Source organism: Bacillus cereus group sp. N21 (genome assembly GCF_016483395.1).
GTDB lineage: Bacteria > Bacillota > Bacilli > Bacillales > Bacillaceae_G > Bacillus_A > Bacillus_A pseudomycoides.
Window position 1 is genome coordinate 1 of sequence record NZ_JAEHBX010000272.1, and the last position, 366, is coordinate 366.

Here is a 366-nt window from a genome sequence, read left to right on the forward strand (position 1 = left end):
TCCACGGGCATGGTTGGTGCCTGGAATAACGCTTGAATTGCCAGGTAGGAATGTATTCGACAATTCAAGTGGTTCAACAATCCGATTTTCAATCTCTTCCGCATAGCTATTTCCGGTTACTTTTTCAATAAGGATACCCAGTAATACGTATCCTGTATTTGAATAAGACCAGCCCTTTCCCGGGGCAAAGCCTGGGGGCAGAGAAATCCCCATCTTTACTAATTCTTCAGCCGTATACGATTTTTTTGTATCCATAAGATCAAAGTCTTTTGACCTTGAGTATTCAGCGATACCACTTGTATGGTTCAATATCTGCCGGATAGTAATCTGTTTATCATCATATCCGTTTCCTTGAATGACACCAGG

1 protein-coding gene is annotated in these 366 nt (G+C 41.8%); it reads right to left on the minus strand.

All coding sequences use genetic code 11. The annotated features are described in order from the left end of the window. On the minus strand, positions 1-366 hold a 366-nt coding region (locus JDS96_RS30820; protein ID WP_199669132.1), incomplete at both ends, for a serine hydrolase domain-containing protein.